The sequence below is a fragment of the Bacillus yunxiaonensis genome (assembly GCF_037104695.1).
In the GTDB taxonomy this organism is placed as follows: Bacteria; Bacillota; Bacilli; order Bacillales; family Bacillaceae_G; genus Bacillus_A; species Bacillus_A yunxiaonensis.
On the sequence record NZ_JBAWSV010000009.1, the window covers coordinates 1 to 25,948 of the forward strand.

Below are 25,948 nucleotides of genomic sequence, written 5' to 3' on the forward strand. Positions count from 1 at the left end.
TACGTGTTACTCACCCGTCCGCCGCTAACTTCTTAAGAGCAAGCTCTTAATCGGTTCGCTCGACTTGCATGTATTAGGCACGCCGCCAGCGTTCATCCTGAGCCAGGATCAAACTCTCCAATAAAGTGTTTGTCTAGCATCATAAATAAAAATTGACGTTTCACGTTGTTTGTTTCGTTCAGTTTTCAAAGAACTTGTCCGCCGCTCAATTGGCGACTTCCTTATGTTAGCATCTTTGTTTTTCGATGTCAACATTGTTTTTTTATTTCTTTTTTCTATTCGCTTTCTGCTGTAGTGCAGCAGCGACGTTTATTAATATATCATCTACATTTTTAAAGCGCAAGCACTTTTTTAAAAATATATAAAGTTTTTTGTCGTATAAACTAAATTATTGTATAACATATCGTTCACTCGTTAACTAACCATAAAATGAGTTCCTCACTTAAGAGTTTTTTTTTAGAAAATTTTTACATATTTTTAACTCTATTTCCTTGTCATTTGTTATATAGTAAAACAGTAAACCATCAAACCCTATCATGGAGGAATTTATTTATGGAAAGATTGACGAAGTTTTCATTAAAAAATAGGGCCGCTATTATCATCATGGTTTTCCTCATCTCTGTATTAGGTATTTATTCCGGCTCTAAGTTACCGATGGAGTTTTTACCAAGCATCGATAATCCCGTAATAACAATCACCACTTTATCCGAAGGACTAGATGCTGAAACAATGACAAAAGAAGTAACAGAACCTCTCGAGAAACAATTTCGAAACCTTTCACACGTCGATACCATTACATCGTCAACAAGTGAAGGATTATCACGGATTGATATTACGTACACCTCAGAAGCAAATATGAAAGATGCAACGCGTGAAGTTGAAAAACTCACAAACGGAGTACCACTTCCAAAAGATACAATGAAACCAGTTGTCAGCCAACTAAACACCTCTATGATTCCACTCGCACAAATCACAGTTCAAAAGAAAAATGGCTTTACAAAGGCTGATGAAAAACAAATCGAAAAAGAAGTTATCCCGCAACTTGAAAATATCGATGGCGTGTCCAATGTTATGTTTTACGGAAAATCAACATCTGAATTATCTATTGTATTAGATCCCGTTAAAATGAAAGATAAAAATATCATAACATCACAAATTGTATCTGCTCTTCAAGGAAAAGAAGTTTCTATACCTGCTGGACAAATATCTATAAATAACGAAAATCATTTACTTCGTGTAATTGGAGAAATAAAAAATATTGAAGACATAAAAAACATTCCCCTCACACCAGAAGTAAAACTAAGTGATATCGCAAAAATTGAGCTAAAACAACATCATGATGCAATTTCCCATATAAACGGAGATGATGGTGCCGTATTAGTCATTATGAAAGAACCCAGCAAAAATGCTGTTACAATTGGAAAAGAAATTGAGAAAAAAGTTCATGATATGAGCAAGCAATATAAAGACACTTTCACTATAAAAACACTTATGTCAACGCACGAACAAGTCCAAAATGCTGTTACAAGTATGGCTAAAGAAGTTATTCTCGGTGCCATTGCCGCTACATTCATCATTTTAATTTTCTTACGTAACATTCGTACTACTTTAATCGCTGTTGTCAGTATCCCTTTATCTATACTCCTTACACTCTTTTTACTTGAGCAATCTCATATCACTTTAAACATTTTAACATTAGGAGGACTAGCAGTTGCTGTCGGACGCCTTGTTGATGATAGCATCGTTGTAATCGAAAACATTTTCCGTCGTTTACAAAAAGATTCTTTCTCAAAAGACGTTATTATTGATGCTACAAAAGAAGTTGCAATCGCAATTACGTCTTCCACTTTAACGACCGTCGCTGTTTTTTTACCAATTGGCTTTGTATCAGGCGGAATCGGTGAATTTATGCTGCCTATGGTGTTGGCAGTTGTATATTCGATTCTTTCCTCTCTAGTAGTGGCCTTAACAGTTGTTCCGCTCATGGCTTTTCTACTTTTAAAGAAAGCAAGACACGAAGAGCAAAAAGAAACGAAACGTTATACAGCCATTTTAAAATGGTCGTTATCACATAAATTTATCATTTTACTTACTTCTTTCTTATTGTTTGTCGGTTCAATTGCAGCTTACATTGTACTTCCAAAAGCAAATATTAAATCTGACGATAACACAATGCTTTCTATCAATATGACATTCCCCGCTAATTACGATTTAGAAAAGGGGAAACAACAAGCTTTCGAATTCGAAAAGAAATTACTTGCAGATACACAAGTACAAGACGTTACCTTACGAATGGGTTCTGCTTCAGAAGATGCACAGTGGGGCCAAGTGACAAAAAACAATCTTGCAAGTATATATGTAGGATTTAAAAAAGGAATTGACCTTGAAACATACATTAACAAACTAAAAAAAGAACAGAATCAATTTCAACCAGCAACATTTGATTATATAAAAGTGAGTTTTTCAAGTTTCGGTGGCGGGAACGCTTTACAATTTAACATTACGGCCAACAATAGTGAAGATTTAAAGAAAGCTTCCGATCTTGTTACCACAAAATTAAAAAGCTTAAATAGTCTTTCAAAAGTAAAAACAAATATGGAAGAGGAGAAAAATGAATGGGTCATCAACGTTGATCAAACAAAAGCAGAGAAAGCAGGATTAACTCCTGAAGTCATCGCACAACAAGTTGCATTTTTAATGAAAAAATCACCAATTGGCCAAATTTCACTCGATAATGAAAAGACAACTATTGTAATAGAACACGAAAAAACAAACATCCATAATAAAGATGCAATTCTAGACTCAAATATTTCGTCTCCAATTACTGGTTTGATCCCATTAAAAGATGTTGCAACCATTTCTGAAAAACAAATACAAACAGAAATATTCCATAAGGACGGAAAAGAAACAATTCAAGTTGCGGCGGAAGCAAAAGGTGAAGATTTAAGTAAAGTAAGTACAGATGTAAATACAGCTATTACAAATTTAAAATTACCTGATGGAGCGAAAGTTAACATTGCCGGAGCAACAGAATCAATGCAAGAAAGTTTCACTGATCTATTTAAAATTATGGGAATTGCAATTGGTGTCGTTTACTTAATTATGGTTATTACTTTTGGGCAAGCACGTGCACCGTTTGCAATTTTATTCTCCCTTCCATTAGCTGCTGTCGGCGGTATTTTAGGTTTAATTATTTCACGAACACCGGTTGATTTAAACTCCCTTATCGGTGCCTTAATGCTAATCGGAATCGTCGTGACAAATGCAATTGTATTAATAGAACGTGTACAACAAAATCGCGAAAAAGGAATGTCAACAAGAGAAGCGCTATTAGAAGCTGGCTCGATAAGATTACGCCCAATTATCATGACAGCTATTACAACCATCTTCGCAATGCTTCCTCTACTATTCGGTGATACACAAGCTGGAAGCATGGTATCAAAAAGCTTAGCTGTTGTAGTAATTGGCGGTTTATTAGTTTCCACATTACTAACACTCGTTGTTGTACCTGTTATGTACGAATTACTAGATCGAATTGGCAGCAGGAAGCATCGCAAAAAACAACACGAATCTTATACAGACGTTCCAAACTCATAAAGTGAAACTTCCATAAGAGTAGGTTTTCTTCATCCCCCACTTTTCTTTGAATCTTGAGGTGGGGGTCTTACTGCCCACGAATAATAGAATAAAATACAACAACCGCACTCAGACTTCTGAATGCGGTTGTTGTATTTTTTTACCTATACCCTTCACATTCCTTGAGAATAGGGGCTTCTCAAATAAAGTGAAGCTTTCAGCAGTAGTTTCTCATGTTGCTTAAACTCTTCATTAAATACCTTTGTTTCTACATCCAAAGAATTAACTATGGACCGGTTCTTTTTCGTTTAGACCAAGCGTCTGCGCTGTTGAAGTATGAATTTCTTGGAAAAGCTCTGGATTTTCCACTAGTGACACGCCATAAGAAGGAATCATTTCTTTTATTTTCAGTTCCCACTCTTTCATATGTTGCGGGAAGCATTTCCCTAATACTTCAAGCATAACGTGAACAGCAGTAGAAGCCCCCGGAGAAGCACCAAGCAATGCAGCTATCGAGCCATCAGCGGCACTAACAACTTCCGTACCAAATTGAAGTGTTCCTTTACCGCCAGCATCAGTATCTTTGATAACTTGCACACGTTGGCCCGCTACCACTGTACTCCAATCTTCGCTTTTGGCGTTCGGAATAAACTCGCGTAATTCTTCCATGCGCTTTTCATTCGATAACATAACTTGCTGGATCAAGTATTTTGTCAATGCCATCTCTTTTACGCCTGCCGCCAACATAGTCAGGACATTATTCGGTTTTACGGAACCTATTAAATCAAAATTTGAACCAGTTTTTAAAAACTTTGGTGAGAAGCCAGCAAACGGTCCAAACAGCAATGTTTTTTTGTTGTCGATATATCTTGTATCAAGATGCGGAACAGACATTGGAGGAGCACCAACCTTAGCTTTACCGTATACTTTTGCATGATGCTGCTCTACAACTTCCGGATTGTTACATACCATAAATAAGCCGCTTACCGGGAACCCTCCAATATGTTTTGACTCAGGAATACCGGTTTTTTGTAGTAAAGGCAGACTTCCGCCTCCACCGCCGATAAAGACGAATTTTGCAGTATGGTATTCGATTTTACCACTATCGATATCATGCACTTTTACTTCCCACGAGCCGTCGCTAGTACGTTTAATATCCTCAACGCTATGTTTGTAGTTTATCTCGACGTTTTTAGTCTGCAAGTAGTCAAACAACATGCGTGTTAAAGCACCAAAGTTAACATCTGTCCCAGAGTCAATTTTTGTTGCCGCTATCGGTTCATCCGCTGTACGTCCTTCCATGATAAGCGGAATCCATTCCTTCAGTTTTTGAGGGTCATCGGAAAATTCCATCCCTTGAAACAGAGGATTATTTGAAAGCGCTTCAAAACGATTCTTCAAGAACTTTACATTTTTTTCCCCTTGTACTAAACTCATATGAGGTATTGGCATGATAAAGTCCTGCGGGTTACGAATCAGATTGCTATTTACAAGATATGCCCAAAACTGTCTTGAAAGCTGAAACTGTTCATTAATTTTTATAGCTTTACTAATATCTACAGATCCGTCTGTTTTTTCGGATGTATAGTTAAGTTCGCACAGTGCAGAATGACCCGTACCCGCATTATTCCATTCGTTAGAGCTTTCTTCTCCTGCGTTTGCCAGTTTCTCAAACACTTTGATTTCCCATTCAGGTACTAACTCTTTCAGTAATGATCCCAAAGTCGCGCTCATCACTCCGGCACCAATTAAGATAACGTCTGTTTTCTTCTGTATTTTGCTCATTTTAACCTTCCTCATCCCCTATATTTACAAAAAAGAGTAGGCGCACTCCTGCTTAGATGTCGCAAAAAGCAAGGCGCCATCTAGACCCCACCTAGAAACACACCTTTTCTGTCTCAATTATAACACCATATCATATTCTATTATAATTATTTATAGAGTAAAATATCTACTATTATCTGATAATTATAAACTATGTAAAGTTCGTTAAAAAGTGAACAGTCCGTCCAAAAGGCCTTAACTTAGCTTCTTACAAGGGCTAAGGCTTCGGTTTGCCATTACTTTTGGTATGGTTCTCCGCACTTAACAGGGAGTAAAACGTTTACTATAGTTAGTTTAACTGTATAATACTGCACATTCTCCAAAATATCCATATCATCTATAAGCTCGCTCTTCCACAATCTGGCCATTTAATGGAATAACGGTCGAACTTTATTTCAAATCCACTCCCCCACCTATCTTCTGTAGAAAACGCGGAAACGTCCTGCGATTCTAGCCGCTAGAGCTGGACAACGATTCTCTCTCAATCTTGAGGCGGAGGTCTTACTGCCCTTGAATAGCGGGATTAAAAAAAGAGCATCCTTAAAAGGTCGATTTTATCGAACTTTTAGGACACCCTCTTTATTTTATATAGAGTACAAGTAGTTATGCCACTGCTTTTCCTTTACTTCTTTTACGAGATTTTTTCGTACCAGTAAAGCGTTTATGCAGTACGGCTGCTATAAAGCGAGCAAGAATATTAAATAGTAGTACCATAATAATTAATACTGCTGCTGATTTTGTTGCAATTAGCTTCGCGTCAGGAATAATTCCCTCAGAATTTAACTTCCAAATATGCACTGCCAATGTTTCTGCTGGTCGAAATGGGTTCAACGGATTAGCAGGACTTGAAAGGTCCGCTGCTGAATTTAAAATTGGTGACGTTAATCCAGCTGTATAAATTAGTGCTGCCGCTTCACCAAAAATACGTCCAGCCGCTAAAATAACACCTGTAATAATTTGTGGCAATGCAGATGGAATAATAATTCTAACAATTGTTTGCCACTTTGTTGCACCTAACCCAAGACTTGCTTCTTTCACATTAGATGGAATTTCTGTAATTGCATTTTCACAAACGCGCGTTAAACTTGGTAAATTTAAAATCGTTAGAGCTAACGCTCCGCCTATGGCAGTATAACCCCAACCTGCCATCGTAACAAACACAAGTAATCCGAATAAACCAACTACAATAGAAGGTAGCGATGCCATTGTTTCAATACATAGACGAACAAAATTTAAAAATCGACCTTGCTTTGCATATTCTGCAAGATAAATTCCCGCACCAAGACCTAAAGGAATTGAAATAACTAATGTAATGACAAGCATATAGAAGGAATTAAATAATTGAGGACCAATCCCTCCTCCTGCTGTTGTATTACTTGGTTCTCCAAATAAAAAATTTGGATCCCAAAACCCCCAACCTTGTCGTAAAATTTCGTATACAAGAAAACCGAGTAAAGCGACTACAAATGCTGCAACCGCATATAAAATCCCTGTCCATATACTATTAACTGTTCTAGCATTCATCGTTATCTTTCACCTCTTTGGCCAATCGCTCGAATTGCTACGATAAATAAGAAAGAAATAAGAAGTAATATCATCGCTAATGTCCATAGCGCATTATTCCAAGCTGTCCCATTTAACGTATTCGTCATATCCATTGTCAAAATACCTGTTAAAGTTGAAGTTGGACTATATAGTCCTTCTGGTAATTTTATTGTATTACCGATTACCATCTGAACTGCCAATGCTTCACCAAAAGCACGAGCTAATCCAAGAACAACCCCTGTTAAAATACCTTTTTTTGCTGCCGGAACAATGACGCGGCTAATCGCTTGCCATTTCGTCGATCCTAAACCATAAGAGGCTTCTAAATATTCAAAAGGAACTGCACGAATTGCATCGGAAGCAATACTTGCAATCGTTGGCAAAATCATAATACTTAATACAATAATCCCTGCAATTAAACTAAATCCTACACCACCAAAAGAATTACGTAAAAGCGGAACTAAAATTGTAACCCCTAGTAAACCATATACAACAGACGGAATCCCTACTAACAATTCTAAAACCGGCTTTAATACTTTGTTTCCAAACTTTGGTGAAATTAAATTCATAAACACTGCTAGTGCAATTGCAATCGGCGCACTAATAATTACTGCACCGAGAGATACAGCAGTAGATCCAACTATAAAAATAACAGCGCCAAAACTTCCATCATTCGGAGCCCATTTTGTTGATGTGAATATTTCTGAAATTGAGATATTACTTTGCGTAAATGATTGAATTCCTTTTGCACAAATGAATGCAATAATAGCTAATGTAACAGCAACAATTAATAAACCACAAAGCGTCACAAGTGTTCTTCCAATATATTCACTTTTTACGTAGTTAATTTGTTTTTTCCCCTTCATCACAAGACCACAACCTCACTTCATATATCGAAATGAACAAGACTGGCTAAATAGCCAGCCCCGTTTTATATTATTGTTTTAATTTAGACATTGGGATGTAACCCATTTCTTCTACTTTTTTCTCAAAGTCTGAACCTTTTACATAATCAATGTAACCTTTTGTTGCATCTTTTGCTTCACCTTTTGTGATCATGTATTCATAAGACCAAAACGGATATTTACCAGAAGAAATATTTTCAGTTGTTGGTTCTACACCATCAATTTTCAATGTTTTTAAAGTACCTTTTTTGTCACCAACCATGTAAGAGTTAGCTAAATAACTAATAGATCCTGGTGTAGAGTTGATTGCTTGCTCTACTGCACCATTGGAATCTTGTGTTGTACCAGTAGCATCGTTAATTTTTGCGTCTTTCATAACTGTTTTTTCAAACGTAGCACGTGTACCAGAAGCAGCTGGGCGATTAACTACATTGATTTTTTCGTCTTTTCCGCCAACTTCTTTCCAGTTTGTAACTTTACCAGAGAAAATATCTTGTACTTGTTTTACTGTTAAGTTATCAACATTTACATCTTTATTTACAACTAACGCAAATCCGATACCTGCAACTTTGTTATCTACTAATTCTTTTGCTTTATCAGCTTCTTTTATTTTATCTGCAGCAGGAACATCAGAGTTACCAACTTGAACAGCACCAGAAGCTACTTGGTTAATTCCAGTTCCACTACCGCCACCTTGAACTGTAATTGATACTTTTGAATTTTTCCCCATAAATTCTTTAGCAGCTTCGTCTGCAAGTGGTTGAAGCGCCGTAGAACCAGCTGCTGTAATTGTACCGGATAATTCTTGCTTCGTTTCGTTACCACCTTTAGCAGTTTCCGTCTTTGTTGTGTCTGTTTTCCCACAACCTACTAAAGCACCTGCAACTACTAATGCTGCTAACGAAAATTTAAAGCCTTTTTTCATAACCATGTCTTGTACCCCCATTTGATTATCACTTTTCATTTCTACATTATTATGTGCATATCTCGTAGTACAAATTCATTGTAGGACAATAATATTATGTCAGTGTTAAGCGTTTTTAAATTTTAAGTAAAGGAAGTGGATTCATAGAAAAAACCATATATATTCATTGTTTTCAACATAAAACAATGAAAAAACCATAAAAAACAGAACGTATTGTAAAGCTAATTTTAATAATGTAAATTTATTGTAAATTCATATCTTTGCTTTACACCTTTATTTAAGATATTTTTCTAAAAAATTCTACTTCTCCTTGTTAAAATCCCAACATAAACAACAAAAAATGGAATAACATGCAAGTGAGCCCTATAAACTGGAACAATTCGAAAAATACCTGAATATTTTTAAAGTAAGAATTGACAACCGCGCTCAATATCACCTAGTATGTTATTAACAAAATGTTTCCCTAAGGAAACATTTTGAACTCGTACTAAAAAAATAGAAGTGAGGTAACTCTTATGGTATCGGTTAAAACCCAGCCACTTTCTACTTTTAAAACAGGTCAACTCGTACAAATTGAAAAAATTCAGTTAGAAGGAACAATGAAACGCCGCCTGCTTGATTTAGGATTTATTCCTGGTGCAACGATTAAAGTGTTACAAAAAAGTCCGCTTGGTGATCCCATTGCATATCAAGTAAGTAATACGACAATTGCACTTCGAAATGAAGAAAGTTCGCAAATAATTGGGACATTGATAGGAGATGATCCAAAATGAAAAAGCGCCGCATTGCATTAGCAGGAAATCCGAATACAGGAAAAAGTACGTTATTTAATACATTAACCGGATTAAAACAACATACTGGAAACTGGACGGGAAAAACAGTATTAAAAGCTGAAGGCGAGTATGCACATAACGGAGATTTATATACGATTATAGATTTACCTGGAACGTATTCTTTATATTCCAACTCTGCCGATGAAGAAGTTGCCCGTGACTACATTATCTTTGAAAAACCAGATGTAACCGTCGTTGTATTGGATGCAACAGCGATGGAGCGGAATCTAAACTTAGCACTGCAAGTTATGGAAATGACAAAAGAAGTTATTATATGCGTTAACTTAATTGATGAAGCAGAAAAGAAAGGCATTATAATCGATGAGAAAAAATTAGCAAAATCACTTGGAGTTCCTATTGTAAAAGTCTCTGCCCGTAACAAAATCGGAATCAGTCGGTTACTAAACACAATTGAAAAAGTAGTAAATAGAAAATTAATTCCTACTCCCTTTCAAATTACTTATAACGAAAAAATAGAAAAGATGATTCAGGAACTTGAACCACAAATATATGAAGTTTTTGGAGATTCTTATCCTGCACGTTGGATTGCACTTCGCATTCTAGATGGAGACAAGAATTTCTTAGAAGCTCTTCAAAAACATCATGAAGAACCGCTTGTAAGGGAGGTCGTAATCAATGGAATCTCATTTAACCAGTAAAGCTCTTCCATTAGACCATATCGTACATCATGCACAAACACTTGTTAAAGAAGATATTCGCGATGAAATTGTTGTTGATATCTATCGTGCTTCAGCTAATATTTGTAAAAATTCGGTTCAATATACGGATAAAAATAAATTATATCGTTCAGAGAGGCTCGATAAAATTTTCACCTCTCCTATATTCGGTTTCCCTATTATGCTTGCTGTTTTATCTGTGATTTTCTATCTTACAATTGCTGGCGCAAACGTTCCATCCGATAAAATTGCTGAATTCTTTGGATGGGCAGAAAATCATTTAACATCTTGGTTCCAAGCGATGCATGCACCAGAATGGTTACATGGTGTTCTTATTCTTGGGCTATTCCGTGGAACAGGAGCAGTTATTAGCGTTATGTTACCACCCATGGCAATCTTCTTTCCAATTTTCGCTTTACTAGAAAACTACGGTTACTTACCACGCGTTGCTTTTAACATGGACCGCCTCTTTAAACGTGCCGGGGCACATGGGAAACAATCATTAACAATGGCGATGGGATTTGGATGTAACGCAGCTGCAATTATGTCAACACGTATTATTGAATCACCTCGTGAACGTATGCTCGCAATCTTAACAAATAACTTTGTTCCTTGTAACGGTCGATGGCCAACACTTATTTTATTAGCATCTTTATTTATGGCTGCTGGATATACAGGCGGTATGCAAACCCTAGTAACAGCCGGAGTTGTTGTCGGCATGGTTGTAATTGGCATTATCGTAACTTTAACCGTTTCATGGGCACTCTCAAAAACGGCTTTAAAAGGTGTTCCAACCCACTACACACTAGAATTACCACCTTATAGAAAACCTAAAATTTGGGATACGATCGTACGCGCAACGCTCGATAAATCAATATACGTTCTAAAGCGTGCCGTTATCGTTGCGGCACCTGCAGCAGTATTAACATGGGTATTAGCAAATGTATTTATTGGAGACACAAGTCTTCTTATGTATATCGTAAATTTTTTAGATCCGTTTGCAAAATTACTTGGGCTTGACGGATACATTTTAGCAGCATTTATTCTCGGCTTACCTGCAAACGAAATTGTTGTTCCAATTTTATTAATGGCTTATCTATCAACAGGTTCATTAACAGAGTTAGCAGATTTAACACAAATTAAACAACTGTTTCTTGAACACGGGTGGACTTGGCTAACTGCATTAAATATGATGTTGTTTTCTCTTCTGCATTTCCCATGCGGAACCACACTAGTTAATATATATAAAGAAACAAAAAGTGCCAAATGGACATTTCTTTCATTTGCCATCCCTACTGTAATTGCCATTGTTGTTACATTCCTTACGGCACAATTGGTACATTGGTTGGGACTTATATAATAGAAAAGAAACCCGATGTATCATTACTCGGGTTTCTTTTTTTGCGGTATTTGTTTTTGCCAAGGCTGCGCACCGTATTCTTGTATTTTTTTATGAATGAAATAAGCAGTATAGGGCAGAGTTGCCATTAAAATCGTGCATATAATCCCTAAAGTCGTAAACATTATGCCGCTCCTTTACTCACCTTCTTACTGGTAACACAGATCCTGTATGTTCAATACTTGGATGCACACGAACAATAATGTTACTTGTACTAAAAAAATTTTGACCTTGATCCCAATTTTTTTTAATTTTTATCCATTGCTTATAATTTTGACGCTTATAATATTCTCCTAATCCAAATGCATCTACTTTTAAATCTTTTTGGACAATCTTAATTGTTTTTTGTATCTGTTTTTCAATTTCACTGGCAAGGTATTTACTAATTTCTTCAGAACTCATCGCTTTATTATCTTTCCTTAAATACACTTCTGCTAATGTTCCGTCTAAATATACATCAATTACAAATTTAGGCTTTGTAGGGTTTGTTAAGAATGTGTGGATTTTCCGACGCATCCCACGAATTTCAAATACAATAAGCTGATTTCCCTTTTTTATTTTAAAAAAGCCCCCTACTTTTTTTCCAACAATATAATTTAGTCCTAATGTTTCCATCCCATTTAGACTACCTACAAATTTAGTATCTTTTCCACGAAATACAGCTGCTCCTTCCATTTTAATTCCCTGCCGAGTTAGTCCTAAGACAGGAAGAACAAAACTTCTATCAGCAGACATTTTTTCTTGTAACTCACCAATTCGAACTGCTTCTAACATTTGGGCATTTTTCTGCGCATGATTTGATATCATACTTACGTATTTGGATGGTAAATTTTCTGGTTTTGCACTCTGCTTTAAAATTTCTTCCGCTCTTCCTTTTGAAATAAAGATCCGAATATTTCTTCGCATCTCATGATCACGAAAAAATACATCTAATGTATCTTCTAAAACGAAAGGTTTTTTCAATAAGTCCTCAGAAAAAATAAGCGCTTCTATATGAGGAAAGAATAAGGACCGACTTATTTTCTTAGAGATAATCCGAATTTGGGCAAATACACTATCAGCCGTTGCATTAATATTAATGTAATTTTCTTTACTTGATGTTTTACTTCCCTGTTGCATTAAAGAACTAGGCAATACAATTTGATACGTTCCTTTTATAAGAGGGGAAAGCTTGGAAGTTATCGTTTCACTTTTTTCTCCCTTATTCGTTGCCCGGTCTAATGCAACACCAACAACAAACCCTCTTTCTTCAATTTCCTGCCGTTCAGAGCAGCCACTTATAAGTAAAATCAAAAACAGACAACTCATTTTTTTAAGAAGAAGGTTCATTTTTATTCCCCCCTCCTTTTATTTTATAGAAAATAAAAATGAGAAGAGGAACAACAAACATAATAGACATGTCAACCCAAGCTAAATATGTACCATACTTACTTATCACATCCAAATTACCTGGAATATTATTCACAATATAAATGATAGGTGCACTAATAAAAATAAACGTATGTTTTTTTATTGCAGGAAACATTGCACAAAATAAAAAAATAGCAACATCATAATACAATGCAGTTGTATTAAAAACAGTAATAATCCATGTTATAAAAAAGATTGCATCAAATCTCTCTAGAAAACCTCCCCCGATTTCAATTTCTTTTCCAAGTTCAATCGTTGGATATGTTAAAGTACTAGTCGTTAAATAAGTAAATACACTTATACAAGTAATATAAATTAATATATAGGATAAAACAGTAATCATAACCCCTTTTGCCGCTGCCATAGGGGCGTTTTTAGTTGACTTTAGTATAGCAGCATAGAAAAAACCTACTTCGAATCCAATAAACGTAAAGGCAGATTCTCTGATTCCACCCATATATTTACTCATTTTAGTTTGAAAAAATGGGGATAAACTTTCAAATTCCATTAAATTAACATTTAGCAGCGATAACAAAATAATAGCAATAAAAACAATGGGTAAAAATAGAACACTAAGCCTTATTAATCCTGCCCTAGATCCACAAACGCCATAAATAACAACGAGCAAATAAAAAAAAGACAAAAGCTGAACAGGTGTATCACTAAATAAATAGGTTTGAGAAATAATAGAAATTGTTCGCGCTTCATAAGCCGTAATTCCCATAAATGTTAGCATTAAAATAAAACAGATAAGATAAGTAATAGGCTTCGTTAAATGCACGCTCGTATATTGAACAAAATTTTGTTTCGGAAATAAAATGGCAACCTTCATGATAAGCCACGCAAAACAAGTACATATTAACCCACTTAAGAGTAAAAGAATCCATCCATCCGCAAAAAGCGCATGAGTCGCCATAACACGCGGCATGGCAAGTGCACCTGTACCAATAATAGTAGAAGATACAGCAAACGTGAGTTCACGAGTACCAATTTCTTCATCTCCATACTCAAATGGCTTCACTTCATCCCCTCTCCTTTGAACGCAATGTTTTATCCTTTGGTTGTAAGTACTCCGGTCTTTCTTTCAACATTGCTTTAGGCAAACGTACAACCTCTTCTTTCCAATCTTTATAAAAAGCAGGTGTAATCGGTGCAGAATATGGTACTCCAACACTCGTTAAATTTACGATGTGAATTGCTAAGGCAATTAACCCTAAAATAATTCCATACAAACCAAAGACTGTGGCAGCTAACATAAACGCAAACAATAAAATACGAAAAGTAATTGTAATGCTATATACCGGCAATGAAAATGTAGCTACGGCCGTGACCGCAATAATAATGACAAGAAACGGATTTACAATACCGGCACTTACAGCAGCTTCTCCAATAACAAGACCTCCTACAATACCAATCGTTTGCCCCATCGGCTTCGGAAGACGAATTCCAGCTTCACGAATCAGTTCCATTGTAAAAGCCATTATGAGCGCTTCAATATACGCTGGAAACGGAACACCTTCTCTTGCTCCAGCAATTGAATATGCAAGAGTAGAGGGAATAAGCCCTTGATGATAAGAAACAAGAGCTACATACATAGCCGGTAATAAAATTGCAATCGTGCCCGCTAACATTCGAAGTCCTCTTAACAACGTTCCAATCATCCAACGTTCATAGTGATCTTCAGGCGATTGAAATATATCAATCATTACCATTGGAGCAATAAGTGCAAATGGAGAACCATCTACTAAAATAGCTGCTTTCCCTTTTGCAAGTGAAGCTGCGACGTTATCTGGTCTTTCTGTATTTAAAAATTGAGGGAAAGGAGACAAATTATTATCTTGTATGAGTTGTTCAATCGTTCCTGTCTCAAAAATAATATCTGTTTCAATAGACTGAAGTCTCCGGTTTAATTCTTTTACAATATAAGGATTAATAATATCTTCAATGTAAACTAATGTTACTTCCTTCTGTGAACGTTTCCCCATAATATAGGAATAAAAACGTAATTGCGGGTCACGGATGTGACGCCGAATCAACATTTTGTTTACATTCACATCTTCAATAAATCCTAAATTAGGCCCTCGAATGATTGTCTCCGTAGATGGTGAATCGAGACTTCGTTTCTCCCATTCACGGAAATTTACAATCATTGCAGAAGGAATACCATCTAGTAGCACAATTGTATCGCCTGCTAATAGCGCATTCATAACATCCGGAAATGTCTTTGCAATACTCACTTCTCCAACTGACAAAAATTGATCGATTAACGTTTGAATGATCGGAGCTTGTTTAGGAATATCTTCATACTGCAATGGTCGAATAACAAAACGATAAATCATGTCTTTATTGCTTAGTCCGCATAAAAATATAACTGCACACCGATCATTCGTTCCTGAAAGAGAAAATTCACGTACAGTTAAGTCATTAGGTGAATCTAACTTTTCTCGAATTTCATTCGTAATTTTCGATAAGTTAGCATCTAATTGAATCATCTTTATCACCTAACTTTCTTTCTCAAAATGTTGTAGTTATATTTCTCCACTTCAAACAAATATATACAAAAAGAGTTATCCGTTAGTAGCTGGATAACTCAAATAAAACACTATTTTATTCTCTGTTTCTCATGAAATTTAAAACAGACGAAACAAATATCTCTACACCAATCGGCAAGGCATCCTCATCAATTGTAAAACGCGGATGATGATGAGGGTGGATAATTCCCTTCTCGTGATTTCCAGCCCCTATAAAGAAAAATGTACCGGGGGCTTTTTGTAAGAACGCCGAAAAATCTTCTCCAGCCATCGTCGGCTGTAAATGAACAACGTGTTCTCTTCCTAAAAGTTGCAATGCTGTATTTTCTATATGCCTTGTTACATTCTCTTCATTTACAACTGGGCGATATCCGTATTCGTATGTAAATGTATAAGATGCCCCGTATGCTTCTGTAATACATTTTACAATTTTCTCAATTCGCTCTGCTGTTTGCTTCCGAAGTTCATTTCGTAAACTTCTTACTGTTCCCCCAATTGTCGCACTGTCAGGAATTACATTATGAGTTGTCCCTGCGTGAAACTGTGTTACAGATAACACTAATGAATCTAACGGGTTAGTAAGCCTGGAAACAATTTGTTGTAATTGAGAAACAACTTGCGTACCAATTGCAATACTATCAATCGTTTCATGCGGAATCCCAGCATGTCCGCCTTTCCCAACAATCGTAATCGAAAACGCATCAGGAGCAGCCATTGCCGGACCATACACAACCCCAATTTTTCCAACTTCCAGTGGTGCCCAAAGGTGTGCGCCGATAATATAATCGACTCCTTCCATAACACCAGCGTCAACCATTTCCTGTGCACCGCCCGGAAAGTTCTCCTCAGCATGTTGAAACAAAAAACGGATTTCCCCTTGAATTTGATCCCGTTTTTGTGAAAGTGTGTATGCCGTACCAAGTAACATCGCAATATGTCCATCATGTCCACACGCATGCATAACCCCTTGATATCTAGAAATAAAATCAAACTTATTCTCTTCTTCAATAGGGAGTGCATCCATGTCAGCACGAAGCGCAATTGTTTTTCCTGGCTGTTTACCAACCAATTTTGCCATCACACTATACTGCGTTGGACGTGAAACTTCTAAATGAGGAAATGTTTGCAGTATGTCATAAACTGTTTGAGATGTTTTTTCTTCACGATAAGAGAGCTCAGGATACATATGAAAATGTCTTCTCCATTGAATAAGCTGCTCTTTCGAAATAGATGCTTCTTGTATAATATCCATATACAATCATCCTTTCTCCACTACATTACCTGTTATTATGAAAACTCCCGCCACTTATCTCATTCGGATCTTAAAGTGGGGGTTTCTCGTGTATCACCTTCAAGAGATGCTTAACACGAGTGGAGTTGACACAGCTGCCCGATGGCACAACCCCTCTATTCCATCAGCAAACGCCTTTGGAACTGCTTTTTTTAAGATGTTATAGGCACCATTCACATCTGCGTTCAGTAGTTTGTTCTCTTTCGTACGGTACAAGCCACGTTTGATACGTGTTCCACTGAATATAGGAATATCTTCCTCACCATAAGTTGGTATCACGTCATTGTCTAGGAAGGATGCCTTGCTTGTATACGATTCTTCTACAACTTGTACAGCAATACCTTTTCGTTTTGCCTTATAGATGATCATTTCAATGAGTAAATTATGTGGGACATGACAAAATGATTGATTTTGTCGTTCCCCCATCTTACTGTTTTGTTTCCATGATGTATTTTTTCCAATCGCAATCGTAGAGATTTCTTGTTGAATCGCTATCTGAACAATGTGGTGACTCATTTTATGGAAGATATCTTTTATTTTGAGAAACCGTTTCTCATGAAGCTTCTCTAAACGGTTTGATGTGTGTGGTCCTTCTTTTGGTTCTTTCCCATGACGAAGAATCCCCAGCAAATGTGCCTTTTGCTTGTTATAGTATTGATTGATACTTTTGATGACATTGCCCTTTACTAACACAGGAGTAGCCCCCTGTATTCGTTGTGATAGTTGCAATGTTATTGATCCCTAAATCAATACTCATATAGCGATTATTGTCGACATGCTCAGGTGCTGACTCAGATTGTTCTGTCACAATTGCCACTTTAAACTTCCCATAAGCAGGGGAAACGCGTACCTCCTTCAGATTTTCGATATGCCCAAACAATTTACCGATATTTAATTTCATGCTTGTTTTTGGAAAACGAATGTAATTCTCTTGGAGTTTACACGCTTGATTCGTAAATACAACTTCTGCCATAGATGATTTGATATATTTTGGAATGCGAGGTCTGCCAGTAAAAGTGGAAGAATGTTTTTTGTATACCTTGATGGTAGCAAAGAATGATTTCCAGTTTTGATAGAGTTTTTTCATGACCGCTTGATTCGTTTGCGCTGGCAAGTTCATATAATCTTGTTGTTTCATTGTTTTAAACAAGCAATCTAAGAAATGATACGATAGGAACGACTTCTCCTTTGTCGGTAATGTAAAGAAGTTACATTTCATTTCTTTTCGCTCTTCCACAGGTTTTTCTTTCTGTTTTTGCACGCGTTTTTGGTACGCACGAAGTTGATTTTCATTCATGGTTTCAATATGTGTTTGGAATATATGGAGAACTTCTTGTTGAAGTGGCTGTAATGGTTGATCAGTACGTAAAGCCGTATACACTTGGCGAATATAGAAGTTTGTTGTATTGTAGAGATTTTTTGCATTTTGGCACATTTCCATGAAGTAGGCGTGCAATTTGTGACCTTTCTTAATCCAAATTTGATAGGTTGCATATTCTTTTTCTTTCATCATAATTTTCACCTCCTTCTTTCCTTTATGATACTACAAAACAACAAAAAGGAACGTACATTCGTATTGATACAAAAATATTTTTACGAATGCAATGGCAGTTCAATCCCACCTTAAACTTAGCTATGCCCTGCACGTTTTGGAGATGGGGTTTTTTACCCATTTTCCGATGAAAAAAATAAAAAGCTATCAAATTTGATAGCTTTTTATTTTTTTAGAATAGTAATCGCCTGTTTCCCCATTTGTTCCCACGCCTTTTCAAATTGAGCGCGCGGAATACCTTTACGCGGGTTGTTTGCCAACGGATCATTTATATATACAAAATTTTGATCATAACCGACAATAACAGCGCTATGTTCATAATATGTAACCTTTACTTCTCCAGCATTTGTATTCCAAGTCTCAAAGCTTCCTTCATCTAGCGGCTGAAAAGTTGTATTAGCAATAACCCATACCGGTGAACCAGCACTAAGCACTTTATATATATCTTTTATATCTCTTCCTGTTAAATCAATTGTTTTATCTGGAACATATTTTTGCGCTAATTGAAAAATCGGCTGATGATATACCCCGTAACCTGGTTCAGACTTTGTATAAATATTTCCTACAAATCCTTCATGAGGATTTCCTCGCAAACCATTTGCCTCAAACGGTACACGTGTAATTTCATTTGCAAGCTTCATTTTGTCAACTTGAATTCCGTTATATTGCAGTAACATTGCTAAACTTGTTACTTCACAACCTCTTTCTAATTCAGGAAGTTGCTTTATAAATGGCACATTTTCAATCATCACTTGCTCTTTCATTTCATATGAAAAGTCTAAGCGAAGTTCCTCAGTTTTTTGAAAAATTTTATTTTTTCCTTTTTCAAATACTCCCATAACATCCTTACTGCATGCCGCACCGACAAGAACTCCAACTCCTAAAATACATATGTATTTCATTATCCTAAACATATATCTAACTCCATTACATAATTATTTTCTTACATTTCCCAAAATAATACTCTCTTTATTGTACCGTTGTTTTCACTAGTTTACTAGAATGATTCTACGAATTGTGATTTTAGGATATCGACGTAAAATTCTTACTTTTTAAAATAAAAAGATTTTTTAATATACAATTTCAGAATATTTTGTTAGAATGAAATATGCTTAATATAGTGAAATTTCTTCAATAAAGATAAGCGAATTCACTAGCAGTTTTCATTGTGATTTTAACTAAAAAATATGAGGTGAGGGGTATATGATACAAAAGGAGAAGCAGTCAAATGAACTAAAACGTACAATGCAAAGCAGACACCTCTTCATGATTGCTCTAGGAGGAGTTATCGGAACCGGATTATTTATGGGATCTGGACAAACTGTTCACAATGCTGGACCTGGCGGAGCCATTCTTGCCTATTTAGTCGGCGGATTTGTTATGTATTTAACGATGCTTTGTCTTGGCGAATTAACAGTTGCAATGCCTGAAGCCGGCTCTTTCCAAAGCTATGCTAGCCGATATATTTCACCTGGTTTTGGATTTGTGGTTGGATGGATGTATTGGCTAAACTGGGCTGTAACCGTCGGAGTTGAATTAACGACTGTCAGTATTTTAATGAAGCGCTGGTTTCCAGATGTTTCATCTTGGATATGGTGTGTTATATTTGCAGCCATACTCTTTATTGTAAACGCTTCATCTGCGCGTGCGTATGCTGAAGCTGAGTTTTGGTTTGCAAGTGTTAAAGTAATAACAATTATTCTTTTTATTCTACTCGGCGGCGCTGTTATGTTTGGTGTATTAGACTTTAACGGTAAGCCGGCACCGATGTTCCATAACTTCACAGGAAATGGCGGATTATTTCCAAATGGACTTCCAGCTGTTCTTCTGACAATGATTACCGTTAACTATGCGTTTCAAGGAACAGAATTAATTGGTATTGCTTCGGGTGAAAGTAAGCAGCCGGAAATAACAATACCACGTGCTATAAAAAGTACAATTTGGCGAACACTTTTCTTTTTCGTTCTTGCCATTTCTGTAGTCGTAGGATTATTACCATGGCAAGAAGCAAATCTTGTAGAAAGCCCGTTCGTACTCGTTTTTGACACAGCTGGAGTCCCATATGCAGCAGACATTATGAACTTTGTCATTATTACAGCTGTATTATCGGTAGCAAACTCTGGTTTATACGCAAACTCTCGTATGCTGTGGGCGATGGCAAAACAAGGAATGGGAAGTCCGCGTTTCACAAAATTAACGAAAAAAGGGGTACCGATTAATGCCTTAATTTTCAGCTTAATCTTTGCCGGTCTTTCTCTGTTAACAAGTGTATTTGCCGCTGATACAGTCTTTTTAGTATTAACATCGATTGCGGCCATGGCAGCTGTCGTTGTTTGGATGTCCATTGCTGCATCTCAATTTTTCTTTAGAAGAGAATTTATTAAGAACGGCGGGGATATACGAGACTTAAAATATCGTGCGCCGCTATATCCGCTTGTTCCTATTGCAGCGTTCTCGTTAAACTTCATTACATTTATAAGCTTAGCGTTTATTCCAGATCAACGTATTGCTTTATATTGCGGCATTCCATTCATGATTATTTGTTACATTTTTTATAAAGTAAAATATAAAAAAATTGTCACATTTGAGCAGCAAAAAAATGTCTCATGAGGAGTAAACTAAATATATAAAATATTCAGCTATCTTTACTTATTATAAGATAGCTTTTTTCTATTTTTTGGATATCCTGGTATAACTTTATTTATCTTAAAATTTTAAAAATCGCGATATGGCATCAAAAATAGTTTACAATGTTAGCAAGTTACAAAAGTTTTTCATCGTAAAAACTGTGCATTTGTGTCTATTTTTTAACAATATCTTAAAAACTATTGCCAACTATAAATTAATAGGTTTATATTGTTTTATTGGCATAGTTTCAATCCAAGGAGAAAGGAGATTTTCAATCGTGCAACTGAAAAAAAAATTTTGGAAGTTGGCTTCACTTCTTCCACTATCATTACTCTTGTTCCTCGGTGGATGCGACAAAAAAATTGCTGTATTAAATCCACAAGGACCTGTTGCAAAAACGCAGTATGATTTAATTATTTGGTCGCTCATACTGATGTCTGTAATTATTGTAGTCGTATTCGTCCTGTTTACAGTTATTTTAATTCGTTACCGTGAAAAACCAGAGAATATGGACTATGAGCCACCTGATATACATGGTAATACTCTTTTAGAAGTTATCTGGACTATTTTCCCTGTTATCATCGTGATTGCATTGTCAATCCCGACAGTAAAAGCAACATATGCATCGGAAAAGCCACCGGAGCAAACAAAAAATATAAAACCTGTAGAAATTTACGTTACATCTGCTAACTGGAAATGGTTATTCAGTTATCCTGAGGAAGGAATTGAAACCGTTAACTATTTAAATGTACCAGCAGGTGTTCCAATTCAATTTAAGTTAACTTCTGTTGGTCCAATGAATGCTTTCTGGATCCCAGAGCTTGGTGGAATGAAGTACAACATGGATGGTATGGTCATGGACTTATACCTACAAGCTGATAAACCAGGTTCTTACACTGGACGTAGTGCAAACTTCTCTGGTAAAGGATTTACTGACATGGAGTTTGAACTTGAAGCTAAAACAAAAGATGACTATAACAAGTGGGTAAAAGAAGTACAACAAACTGCCCCTAAATTATCAGAAAACAAATATAAAGAAATTGTTGAACCAGGTGTAGTAGGGCGTATGTCGTTCTCTAGCAACCATTTAAAATATGTAGATCCAAAATCACTTGAATATTGTGATTACAACTACTACAAAAACAAAAAGTAATAACGACTATTCCAACAGATTGGAGTGAATATAGTGAAGCTTGATGAATTTTTTGTCACAGGCGATCCGATTCTATACGGAGCGGATGCATCTATCGTTCTTGTGACGTTAGGAATCATTTTTGTGCTAACAAAGTACAAAAAATGGAGATGGCTTTGGGATGAGTGGTTAACTTCTGTTGACCATAAGAAAATTGGGGTCATGTATATCATTTCAGCAATTTTAATGCTGTTCCGCGGCGGTATGGACGGATTAATGATGCGTGCCCAATTAACGTTTCCTGACACAACTTATTTAAATGCTGAACACTACAACGGTATTTTTACAACACATGGTACTGTTATGATTCTTTTCATGGCAATGCCATTTGTTATGGGACTTATGAACGTTGTTGTACCTCTTCAAATCGGGGCACGTGACGTTGCATACCCTTACCTAAATTCCTTAAGTTTTTGGTTATTTTTCGTAGGTGCTATGTTATTTAACATCTCCTTCGTTATTGGTGGTTCTCCAGACGCAGGGTGGACATCATACTTCCCGATGGCTGGTAAAGAGTTTAGCCAGGGCGTAGGAAACAACTATTATTCAATTGCATTGCAGATTGCCGGTCTCGGTACGCTGATGACAGGGATTAACTTCCTTGTTACGATCTTAAAAATGCGTGCACCAGGCATGAAGTTAATGAAAATGCCAATGTTTACATGGTCTATTTTAATCACATGTGTAATCATTATCTTTGCTTTCCCAGTATTAACAGTTGCTCTTGCATTAATGACATTTGACCGTCTATTTGATGCTCACTTCTTTACGATGGCGAGCGAAGGTATGCCAATGCTTTGGGCGAACTTATTCTGGGTATGGGGTCACCCTGAAGTATATATCGTTATTTTACCGGCATTCGGTATTTTCTCTGAAATCATAAGTACATTCTCGCGTAAACGTCTATTCGGATATAGCGCGATGGTTTACTCAATGGTTGCTATCTCAGTTTTAAGTGGCCTTGTATGGCTCCATCACTTCTTTACAATGGGTGCAGGACCATCAGTTAACTCGTTCTTCTCGATTTCAACAATGGCGATTTCAATTCCGACCGGTGTTAAAATCTTTAACTGGTTGTTTACACTTTATAAAGGTCGTATTCGTTTTACAGTTCCAATGCTTTGGTCATTGGCGTTTATTCCAAACTTCGTAATTGGTGGAGTTACGGGTGTTATGCTTGCGATGGCAGCAGCTGACTATCAGTACCATAACAGCTACTTCCTAGTTGCTCACTTCCATTACGTATTAATCGCAGGTACAGTATTTGCGATGCTTGCTGGATTTACATTCTGGTATCCAAAAATGACTGGTCATATGCTAAATGAACGCATTGGTAAATGGACATTCTGGATCTTTATGAGCGGATTTAACATTTGTTTCTTCCCAATGTACTTCCTAGGTTTAGATGGTATGACACGTCGTATGTACACATACTCTGCAAACCTTGGATGGGGCTTATTAAACCAAATCGCATCTGTCGGTGCAGTAATGATGGGTATTGGCTTTCTCTTATTATGCTACAACGTAGTTTACAGCATTCGTCATGGTGAACGTGACTTAACTGGAGATCCTTGGGATGGCCGTACACTTGAATGGGCAACACAATCTCCTGTACAACATTACAACTTTGCAAAAATCCCAGAAATTAAGCATAGCGATGTATTCTGGGAAATGAAGAAAAACGGTGAAACTATTGCACCAAAACCTGAAGAATTAAAACCAATTCATATGCCGAGCAATTCAGGTGTTCCACTTATCATGTCTTGCTTCATCGGCCTTGCTGGTTTTGCATTAGTATTTAGCTGGTTCACGTTAGCTATTATCGGCGGTATTGGTATGTTAGCTTGTATGATTTGGCGCTCGTTTGATTACGACGACGGATACTACGTTAGCGTAGATGAAATTAAAAAGACAGAACATGTTGCATGAGAGGTGAAACGAAATGGCGGCTTTAGATAAGAGCTTACCTCTAGAATATCAATCTGAACAAAGCAGATTGAATATTTTAGGGTTCTGGATTTTCCTTGGGGCTGAAATCGTGCTGTTCGCAACACTTTTCGCCTCTTACCTAGTATTAGCTGGTCGTTCCGCAGACGGACCGACAGCAGCACAAATTTTTGAATTAAAGCCTGTTATGATTGAAACACTTTTACTTTTAACAAGTAGTTTCACATGCGGAATTGCAATTCATGAAATGCGTAAAGAAAACAAAAATGCTATGCTCGTTTGGTTTATCCTTACATTACTATTGGGTGCAGGTTTCCTTTACATGGAAATTGAAGAATTCATGATGTACGTAAGCCATGGTGCTACACTTCAAACAAGTGGTTTCTTATCGGCATTCTTCGTTCTACTTGGAACGCACGGTGCCCACGTAACGGGTGGTATCATCTGGGCAACTTGTGTTATTATCCAAATTTTAAAACGAGGACTAACACCAGTTACAGCACGTAAAGTATTTATTATCAGCTTGTACTGGCATTTCCTTGATGTTGTTTGGATCTTCATTTACACACTAGTTTACTTGAACGGGATGGTGGCGTAATAATGGGACAAAACAATACACAAGCAAATCAACACGCTCATAGCGGGTTTCCATGGTCACACGTTTTCGGATTTATTTTATCACTTGCATTAACGTTCCTTGCTGTATACGTAGCGTTATATACAAGTTTGCCACTTTCAACAATCTTAACAAGCATTATTGCAATGGCATTGGCACAAGCAGCATTACAATTAATTATGTTTATGCACTTAAAAGAAGGAGAAGGCGTAACACAAACAATAGCAGTAATATTCAGCTTCTTCATCGCTATAGTAACTGTTGTTGGTACGGTTTGGATTTTCTTCTCTATGTAATTCAAAAGTCTGTTGGGACAATGTCTCAGCAGGCTTTTTTATATAGAGTGAAACTTCCATACAGTGAGGGTTTTCTTCATCCCCCACCTCTCTTCTTCGCTTCTCTCTGAGTCTTGAAGCGGGAGTCTTACTGCCCGCAAATGGCGGGATAACTTAAATACTTATATAATGGTTTAACACTGCGTCTTCTGCTCTCCTTAGGTAATGTACCCATTCTTCAAAATCATTAATATCTCATCTATAGCATGCAGATACTCCCTTTTTAGCAGGTTCAAAAGGAGTATATTAGAGTAGTAATAGGCAATAACTTCCCTTCCCCACTAATGACAGTTTCACTTTATTCTTTTTAGAAAGAAATTAATTCATAAAACCTTAATTGTATGGAAAATCCACAATATTCCTTAAGTTCTATTTTTATGTATGGTAAAATATTACTATCATATATAACTAAGGAAGTGTCCAGACATGTCAATATCAACTTTAGCTCTTTTATTACTCGGAGAAGTACTTGTCGCAATTATTCTGATTGGGCTCAGCATTGAAATTTGGAGCTATGGGTGGAAAAAAACAAACGGAGTAAAGTATTCTTGCATTTTACTTTCTCTTATTATTGGAACTAGTAGTGTATTGGGACTTTGTGTAGCACCAGCTTATTTTTTTATACAACTTACAGATAAGGTAAAATTTTAACCATATGGCTATTAATTAGTAGTCGAATCAATTGGAGTATATGAGCAAATTTCATCCTATCCCCTTCGTTAATCCCTTATAAAGTGAAACTTCCATCAGGGGGGGTCATCA

The 25,948-nt window shown here is 36.6% G+C and carries 20 protein-coding genes, 1 rRNA gene and 1 pseudogene; 10 read left to right on the forward strand and 12 right to left on the reverse strand.

Annotation, left to right across the window (positions count from 1 at the left end; all coding sequences use genetic code 11):
- Positions 1-124 (reverse strand): 16S ribosomal RNA (locus WAX78_RS20860); the annotation flags it as partial.
- Positions 125-552: 428 nt separating this feature from the next.
- Between WAX78_RS20860 and WAX78_RS20865 the strand changes: the two genes are divergently transcribed.
- Positions 553-3,597, forward strand: coding sequence for an efflux RND transporter permease subunit (locus tag WAX78_RS20865; protein ID WP_336483944.1), 3,045 nt, complete (start codon positions 553-555; stop codon positions 3,595-3,597).
- Between the two features lie 261 nt (positions 3,598-3,858).
- Here the strand turns inward: WAX78_RS20865 and WAX78_RS20870 are convergent, their stop codons facing one another.
- The 4 genes from WAX78_RS20870 to WAX78_RS20885 form a co-directional block, all read right to left on the reverse strand.
- On the reverse strand, positions 3,859-5,361 hold the full coding sequence (locus WAX78_RS20870; RefSeq protein WP_336483946.1) for a malate:quinone oxidoreductase: 1,503 nt from the start codon (positions 5,359-5,361) through the stop codon (positions 3,859-3,861).
- 642 nt (positions 5,362-6,003) lie between these two features.
- Positions 6,004-6,924, reverse strand: a complete 921-nt coding sequence (pstA, locus tag WAX78_RS20875) for a phosphate ABC transporter permease PstA (RefSeq protein WP_336483947.1) — start codon at positions 6,922-6,924, stop codon at positions 6,004-6,006.
- 2 nt (positions 6,925-6,926) lie between these two features.
- Entirely contained in the window at positions 6,927-7,811 is an 885-nt protein-coding gene (pstC, locus tag WAX78_RS20880; RefSeq protein ID WP_336483948.1) for a phosphate ABC transporter permease subunit PstC, read from the reverse strand.
- Between the two features lie 70 nt (positions 7,812-7,881).
- The gene (locus WAX78_RS20885) at positions 7,882-8,781 is read right to left on the reverse strand and encodes a phosphate ABC transporter substrate-binding protein PstS family protein (RefSeq protein ID WP_336483949.1); all 900 of its coding nucleotides are present in this window, start codon (positions 8,779-8,781) and stop codon (positions 7,882-7,884) included.
- A gap of 509 nt (positions 8,782-9,290) precedes the next feature.
- On the opposite strand from WAX78_RS20885, the gene WAX78_RS20890 reads away from it, so the two are divergent.
- From WAX78_RS20890 to WAX78_RS20900, 3 genes are read left to right on the forward strand one after another with little or no spacing between them, the layout of a single operon-like run.
- Entirely contained in the window at positions 9,291-9,548 is a 258-nt protein-coding gene (locus tag WAX78_RS20890; protein WP_336483951.1) for a FeoA family protein, read from the forward strand.
- Positions 9,545-10,267 carry a FeoB small GTPase domain-containing protein gene (locus tag WAX78_RS20895; protein WP_336483952.1) on the forward strand — a complete coding sequence of 241 codons (723 nt, stop codon included), beginning with the start codon at positions 9,545-9,547 and terminating at the stop codon, positions 10,265-10,267. Before WAX78_RS20890 ends, WAX78_RS20895 begins: the two co-directional genes overlap by 4 nt.
- Positions 10,245-11,645, forward strand: coding sequence for a nucleoside recognition domain-containing protein (locus WAX78_RS20900; protein ID WP_336483953.1), 1,401 nt, complete (start codon positions 10,245-10,247; stop codon positions 11,643-11,645). The genes WAX78_RS20895 and WAX78_RS20900 overlap by 23 nt, the downstream gene beginning before the upstream one ends.
- A gap of 23 nt (positions 11,646-11,668) precedes the next feature.
- On the opposite strand, the gene WAX78_RS20905 is transcribed toward WAX78_RS20900, so the two are convergent.
- From WAX78_RS20905 to WAX78_RS20935, 7 genes and pseudogenes are all read right to left on the reverse strand, one after another.
- Positions 11,669-11,809, reverse strand: coding sequence for a hypothetical protein (locus WAX78_RS20905; protein ID WP_336483954.1), 141 nt, complete (start codon positions 11,807-11,809; stop codon positions 11,669-11,671).
- A gap of 16 nt (positions 11,810-11,825) precedes the next feature.
- Complete coding sequence (locus WAX78_RS20910) at positions 11,826-13,013, reverse strand: Ger(x)C family spore germination protein (protein ID WP_336483955.1); 1,188 nt, start codon at positions 13,011-13,013, stop codon at positions 11,826-11,828.
- Positions 12,997-14,115, reverse strand: a complete 1,119-nt coding sequence (locus tag WAX78_RS20915; protein ID WP_336483956.1) for a GerAB/ArcD/ProY family transporter — start codon at positions 14,113-14,115, stop codon at positions 12,997-12,999. Before WAX78_RS20915 ends, WAX78_RS20910 begins: the two co-directional genes overlap by 17 nt.
- 1 nt (position 14,116) lies before the next feature.
- Entirely contained in the window at positions 14,117-15,586 is a 1,470-nt protein-coding gene (locus WAX78_RS20920) for a spore germination protein (RefSeq protein ID WP_336483958.1), read from the reverse strand.
- A 115-nt stretch (positions 15,587-15,701) separates the two neighbouring features.
- Positions 15,702-16,877, reverse strand: a complete 1,176-nt coding sequence (locus tag WAX78_RS20925) for a M20 family metallopeptidase (RefSeq protein ID WP_336483959.1) — start codon at positions 16,875-16,877, stop codon at positions 15,702-15,704.
- A 99-nt stretch (positions 16,878-16,976) separates the two neighbouring features.
- Positions 16,977-18,429: pseudogene (locus WAX78_RS20930) on the reverse strand (RNA-guided endonuclease InsQ/TnpB family protein).
- A 203-nt stretch (positions 18,430-18,632) separates the two neighbouring features.
- Complete coding sequence (locus WAX78_RS20935) at positions 18,633-19,382, reverse strand: C39 family peptidase (protein WP_336483960.1); 750 nt, start codon at positions 19,380-19,382, stop codon at positions 18,633-18,635.
- A 289-nt stretch (positions 19,383-19,671) separates the two neighbouring features.
- Between WAX78_RS20935 and WAX78_RS20940 the strand changes: the two genes are divergently transcribed.
- The 6 genes from WAX78_RS20940 (at position 19,672) to WAX78_RS20965 (ending at position 25,837) form a co-directional block, all read left to right on the forward strand.
- Positions 19,672-21,078, forward strand: a complete 1,407-nt coding sequence (locus WAX78_RS20940) for an amino acid permease (RefSeq protein WP_336483961.1) — start codon at positions 19,672-19,674, stop codon at positions 21,076-21,078.
- A 295-nt stretch (positions 21,079-21,373) separates the two neighbouring features.
- Positions 21,374-22,249 (forward strand): cytochrome aa3 quinol oxidase subunit II, encoded by an 876-nt coding sequence (qoxA, locus tag WAX78_RS20945; protein ID WP_336483962.1) that lies wholly within the window; start codon positions 21,374-21,376, stop codon positions 22,247-22,249.
- 33 nt (positions 22,250-22,282) lie between these two features.
- Positions 22,283-24,217, forward strand: a complete 1,935-nt coding sequence (qoxB, locus tag WAX78_RS20950) for a cytochrome aa3 quinol oxidase subunit I (RefSeq protein ID WP_336483963.1) — start codon at positions 22,283-22,285, stop codon at positions 24,215-24,217.
- A 13-nt stretch (positions 24,218-24,230) separates the two neighbouring features.
- On the forward strand, positions 24,231-24,833 hold the full coding sequence (gene qoxC / locus WAX78_RS20955; RefSeq protein WP_336483964.1) for a cytochrome aa3 quinol oxidase subunit III: 603 nt from the start codon (positions 24,231-24,233) through the stop codon (positions 24,831-24,833).
- A gap of 2 nt (positions 24,834-24,835) precedes the next feature.
- A complete protein-coding gene (qoxD, locus tag WAX78_RS20960; protein WP_336483965.1) occupies positions 24,836-25,147 on the forward strand; it encodes a cytochrome aa3 quinol oxidase subunit IV in 312 nt (103 codons plus the stop codon).
- Positions 25,148-25,612: 465 nt separating this feature from the next.
- Positions 25,613-25,837 (forward strand): DUF4022 family protein, encoded by a 225-nt coding sequence (locus WAX78_RS20965; protein WP_336483966.1) that lies wholly within the window; start codon positions 25,613-25,615, stop codon positions 25,835-25,837.
- Positions 25,838-25,948: the final 111 nt, after the last annotated feature.

What these genes read in the sequence shown, in the direction of transcription:
- WAX78_RS20865 (WP_336483944.1), top strand. Translation starts at nt 553, where the DNA reads ATGGAAAGATTGACGAAGTTTTCATTAAAAAATAGGGCCGCTATTATC.
- WAX78_RS20870 (WP_336483946.1), bottom strand. Translation starts at nt 5,361, where the DNA reads ATGAGCAAAATACAGAAGAAAACAGACGTTATCTTAATTGGTGCCGGA.
- pstA (WP_336483947.1), bottom strand. Translation starts at nt 6,924, where the DNA reads ATGAATGCTAGAACAGTTAATAGTATATGGACAGGGATTTTATATGCG.
- pstC (WP_336483948.1), bottom strand. Translation starts at nt 7,811, where the DNA reads ATGAAGGGGAAAAAACAAATTAACTACGTAAAAAGTGAATATATTGGA.
- WAX78_RS20885 (WP_336483949.1), bottom strand. Translation starts at nt 8,781, where the DNA reads ATGGTTATGAAAAAAGGCTTTAAATTTTCGTTAGCAGCATTAGTAGTT.
- WAX78_RS20890 (WP_336483951.1), top strand. Translation starts at nt 9,291, where the DNA reads ATGGTATCGGTTAAAACCCAGCCACTTTCTACTTTTAAAACAGGTCAA.
- WAX78_RS20895 (WP_336483952.1), top strand. Translation starts at nt 9,545, where the DNA reads ATGAAAAAGCGCCGCATTGCATTAGCAGGAAATCCGAATACAGGAAAA.
- WAX78_RS20900 (WP_336483953.1), top strand. Translation starts at nt 10,245, where the DNA reads ATGGAATCTCATTTAACCAGTAAAGCTCTTCCATTAGACCATATCGTA.
- WAX78_RS20905 (WP_336483954.1), bottom strand. Translation starts at nt 11,809, where the DNA reads ATGTTTACGACTTTAGGGATTATATGCACGATTTTAATGGCAACTCTG.
- WAX78_RS20910 (WP_336483955.1), bottom strand. Translation starts at nt 13,013, where the DNA reads ATGAACCTTCTTCTTAAAAAAATGAGTTGTCTGTTTTTGATTTTACTT.
- WAX78_RS20920 (WP_336483958.1), bottom strand. Translation starts at nt 15,586, where the DNA reads ATGATTCAATTAGATGCTAACTTATCGAAAATTACGAATGAAATTCGA.
- WAX78_RS20925 (WP_336483959.1), bottom strand. Translation starts at nt 16,877, where the DNA reads ATGGATATTATACAAGAAGCATCTATTTCGAAAGAGCAGCTTATTCAA.
- WAX78_RS20935 (WP_336483960.1), bottom strand. Translation starts at nt 19,382, where the DNA reads ATGTTTAGGATAATGAAATACATATGTATTTTAGGAGTTGGAGTTCTT.
- WAX78_RS20940 (WP_336483961.1), top strand. Translation starts at nt 19,672, where the DNA reads ATGATACAAAAGGAGAAGCAGTCAAATGAACTAAAACGTACAATGCAA.
- qoxC (WP_336483964.1), top strand. Translation starts at nt 24,231, where the DNA reads ATGGCGGCTTTAGATAAGAGCTTACCTCTAGAATATCAATCTGAACAA.
- qoxD (WP_336483965.1), top strand. Translation starts at nt 24,836, where the DNA reads ATGGGACAAAACAATACACAAGCAAATCAACACGCTCATAGCGGGTTT.
- WAX78_RS20965 (WP_336483966.1), top strand. Translation starts at nt 25,613, where the DNA reads ATGTCAATATCAACTTTAGCTCTTTTATTACTCGGAGAAGTACTTGTC.